The 3,514-nt window shown below is 74.2% G+C and carries 4 protein-coding genes; 1 reads left to right on the forward strand and 3 read right to left on the reverse strand.

Translation table 11 applies throughout. The features are described 5' to 3' along the window. Positions 1-243: 243 nt before the first annotated feature. Complete coding sequence (locus tag HGA02_RS13425; protein ID WP_168679430.1) at positions 244-1,377, forward strand: GDSL-type esterase/lipase family protein; 1,134 nt, start codon at positions 244-246, stop codon at positions 1,375-1,377. Between the two features lie 131 nt (positions 1,378-1,508). Here the strand turns inward: HGA02_RS13425 and HGA02_RS13430 are convergent, their stop codons facing one another. The 3 genes from HGA02_RS13430 to narJ all read right to left on the reverse strand — a co-directional run bounded on the left by HGA02_RS13430 (position 1,509) and on the right by narJ (position 3,365). After that, positions 1,509-1,817 (reverse strand): DUF2249 domain-containing protein, encoded by a 309-nt coding sequence (locus HGA02_RS13430; protein ID WP_168679431.1) that lies wholly within the window; start codon positions 1,815-1,817, stop codon positions 1,509-1,511. Positions 1,818-1,941: 124 nt separating this feature from the next. Further along, positions 1,942-2,697: a respiratory nitrate reductase subunit gamma gene (narI, locus tag HGA02_RS13435; protein ID WP_168679432.1), complete on the reverse strand. Its 756-nt coding sequence runs from the start codon at positions 2,695-2,697 to the stop codon at positions 1,942-1,944. Continuing rightward, the gene (gene narJ, locus HGA02_RS13440; RefSeq protein WP_168679433.1) at positions 2,694-3,365 is read right to left on the reverse strand and encodes a nitrate reductase molybdenum cofactor assembly chaperone; all 672 of its coding nucleotides are present in this window, start codon (positions 3,363-3,365) and stop codon (positions 2,694-2,696) included. The genes narI and narJ overlap by 4 nt, the downstream gene beginning before the upstream one ends. Between the last annotated feature and the right edge of the window lie 149 nt (positions 3,366-3,514).

Consider the following 3,514-nt stretch of genomic DNA (forward strand, 5'->3'; position numbering starts at 1 on the left):
ACCGCGTCGGGAAGAGACGCACCGACCAGGTCCACGCGTCGACGCGGGCTCGGGTCACCTCGGGCATGCCCCGACTCTCTCACGGCCGACGCGCCGCGGATCGTCACGACGAAACGCTTCGTCGAAGCGCTCCAACTGGCCGCGACCCGGTCCTCCCCAGCACGCTGCGACGAGTCGGGGCCGCACGTGCCCCGCCGGACGTGCGGGACGTGCCCGTGCGCCGCCCCCACGGGAGGACCACGCATGACGACGACGCTCTCGCGGCGGCTCACGGGCGCCCTGACCGCCGTCCTGCTGCTGCTCGCCGGCGCGCTCGCGCTGGCCGGCCCGACGCAGGCCGCGGACCCGGTGCGCATCATGCCGCTCGGCGACTCGATCACCGGCAACCCCGGCTGCTGGCGCGCGCTGCTCTGGCAGAAGCTCCAGCAGAACGGGTACACGGACATCGACATGGTGGGCACCCAGGGCCCGCAGGGCTGCGGGATCGCGCACGACGGCGACAACGAGGGCCACGGCGGCTACCTCGTCACGAACGTCGCGGCGCAGAACCAGCTCGTGCCGTGGCTCGCCGCGACCAGGCCCGACGTCGTCCTCATGCACTTCGGCACGAACGACGTGTGGAGCGCCCGCACGACGCAGCAGATCCTCGACGCCTACACGACCCTCGTGCAGCAGATGCGTGCGAGCAACCCGCGGATGACCGTCCTCGTCGCGCAGATCATCCCGGTCGCCCCGCCGACCTGCGCCGACTGCCCCGGCCGGACCGCCGCGCTCAACGCCGCGATCCCCGCGTGGGCCGCGGGCCTGTCGACCGCGCAGTCGCCGGTCGTCGTCGTCGACCAGGCGACCGGCTGGGTGCCCGCGACCGACACGTACGACGGCGTGCACCCCGGCGATGCGGGCATCGTCAAGATGGCCGACCGGTGGTACCCGGCGCTCGCGGCGGTGCTGTCGGGTGCGACGCCGACTCCGACGGTCACGCCGACGCCGACCGTGACGCCCACGCCGACCGCGACGCCGACCCCGACGCCGACGGTCACACCGACGCCCACGCCGACGCCGACGCCCACGCCGACGGGTGGCGCCGCCTGCACCGCGCGCTACACGCTCGCGAGCACGTGGCCCGGGGGCTTCGTGACGAGCGTGCGGGTCACCGCGAACCAGCCGATCGCCGGCTGGAAGGTCGCGGTCACGCTGCCGAACGGCACGGTCGCGAACGCGTGGAGCTCCCAGAGCACCGCGAGCGGGAACACGTGGACCTTCACGAACGCGCCGTGGAACGGGCCGCTCGCGGCGGGCCAGGCCACCGAGCTCGGCTTCCAGGGCACGGGCTCGGGCGAGCCGTCGTCGGTGACCTGCACGGCCACGCCGCGCTGACGCACGACGACGGCGGGACCGGCCGCCGAACGCAACACCAGAGCTGCTGGGAGGGGGTCTGGCGGCTCTGGTGTTGCGTTCGAGGGGCGCGGGTCCCGCCGTCGTCGCGTGACGACCGCCTGACGCAGCCGTCAGGCGGTGCGCGTGATCTTCACGTGCCAGGCGTCGGGGCCGTCCACGAGCACCTCGGACTCGATGGGCGCGCGCTCGGCGAGCTGGGCCAGCAGCGGGCGCGGCAGGTGCGGCGCGACGAGGACGAGCGACTTCCCAGGGGCGATCGCCTCGAACGCGCCGAAGACGGTCGCGTGGCGGATGGCGTGCGGGATCGTGCGGACGTCGAGGACGGGGTCGGCGTCGTCGTGACCGCCGCAGCCGCACGTGTGCCCGGCGGGCTCCGCGACGGGGGCGGTGGTGAGGATCTCGACGTTCTCGGCTGCCATGGGGGTCTCCCTCTCGGTGCGGGTGGTGCGGGTCGTACGGGGTGGCGCAGGTCGAGCCGGTCGGTGCCGGGCGGTGTCGACGAGCGGTCGTCGGACGCGGGGCCGGACGGCCCTCGTCAGCGTGTCATCGGTGCTCGGCCGGAGCCCCGGGACGTTCGGCCCGTTCCCAGCCGGGGCGTGTGACACGCGTCCCACGCTGGGCGTCGCGGGTGCGGTAGACGACGTACGGGCGGACCAGGTAGCCGAAGGGCGCGGACAGCACGTGCACGAGCCGCGTGAACGGCCAGATCGCGAAGAGGACCATGGCCGAGAGCACGTGCGCCTGGAACATGCCGGGCACGTCCGTCATCAACGCGGCGTCGGGCCGCAGCGACATCAGCCCGCGGATCCACGGCGCGATCGAGCCGCGGTAGTCGTAGCCGCCGCCGAGGACCTGGAACAGCACGGTCGCGGCGGTGCCGCAGAACAGCGTCACGGCGAGGACGACGTACATCAGCTTGTCGGAGGTCGTGGTGGCCCGGCGGACGGCGGCGACGACGCGGCGCCGGTAGACGAGGATCGCGAGCCCGGCGATCGTGAGCACGGCCGCGATGCTGCCGGCCCACGTCGCGACCAGGTGGTACGCGTGCTCGTGGATGCCGACCGCCTCGAGCCAGGCGCGCGGGACGAGCAGCCCGACGACGTGCCCGCCGATGACCATGAGGATGCCGACGTGGAACATGGGCGACCCGATGCGCAGCAGGCGGCTCTCGTGCACCTGCGACGAGCGCGTCGTCCAGCCGAACTGGTCGTGCCGGTACCGCCACACGTGCCCGACGACGAACACGGTCGCGGCGACGTAGGGGACCACGACCCACAGCAGCACGGCCGTCGTCGTCATGCGGGCACCTCGGTTCGCACGGTCGGGAAGGGGAGCAGGGGAGCGGACAGCCCGACGGTCTCGCCGGGCGGCCCGGACGCGACGAGGTCGGCGAACCGCTCGGCGGTCGCGGCGTCGACCGCGGGCAGCGTGCGGCACACCGCGTCGAGCACGTGCGCGTAGGGGCTGCGGGCGTCGTGCAGCGCGGACCGCAGCAGCTCGAGGCCCTCGCGGTGCGTGCCGAGCAGCGCGTCGACGACGGGACCGGGCGCCCGCGCGGACAGCTCGAGGACGGCCGGCAGGAAGTCGGGCAGCTCGTCCTCGCCCGCCTCGAACCCGCACGCGCGGTACGCCTCGCGGAACGTCACGAGCGCCATGCCGCGTCGCCGCGTGTCGCCCGCCGAGTAGTACGACAGGTAGAGCGCGCAGCGTCGCCGCAGGTCGAACGTCGCGACGTAGTGCCCCTGCTGCTCGGCGAGGTCCATCGGGCCGACGGCGTCGAGGTGCGCGCGCAACGCGTCGGCGACGCCGTGCGGCAGCCCGGCCACGGTCGACCGCAGCAGGTCGTGGTGCGCGCGCACGTGCTCGGTCGGGTAGTCGAGCAGCATCGCCGCGGCGAGGTGCGCGATCGCCCGCTCGCCCGTCGTGACGCGCACGGGGTCGAGGAACGGCAGCGTGCGGCGGCTCATGCGTGCGACCCCGTCGGACCGTCGCCGTAGCCGGGCTGGCCCTTCGTCGGCGGGAACAGCCCCGCCTCACCCTGGTTGCCGCCCCAGTTCAGCAGGTTGACGCGCGCCGGCCGGTCGGACGCGGACGGAGATCGGAAGAGCGTCTTGTA

Source organism: Cellulomonas septica (genome assembly GCF_012396155.1).
GTDB lineage: Bacteria > Actinomycetota > Actinomycetes > Actinomycetales > Cellulomonadaceae > Cellulomonas > Cellulomonas septica.

Bases quoted from the DNA above. Each gene is read 5' to 3' on its own strand.
- HGA02_RS13430 (WP_168679431.1), bottom strand. From the start codon at position 1,817: ATGGCAGCCGAGAACGTCGAGATCCTCACCACCGCCCCCGTCGCGGAG.
- HGA02_RS13425 (WP_168679430.1), top strand. From the start codon at position 244: ATGACGACGACGCTCTCGCGGCGGCTCACGGGCGCCCTGACCGCCGTC.
- narJ (WP_168679433.1), bottom strand. From the start codon at position 3,365: ATGAGCCGCCGCACGCTGCCGTTCCTCGACCCCGTGCGCGTCACGACG.
- narI (WP_168679432.1), bottom strand. From the start codon at position 2,697: ATGACGACGACGGCCGTGCTGCTGTGGGTCGTGGTCCCCTACGTCGCC.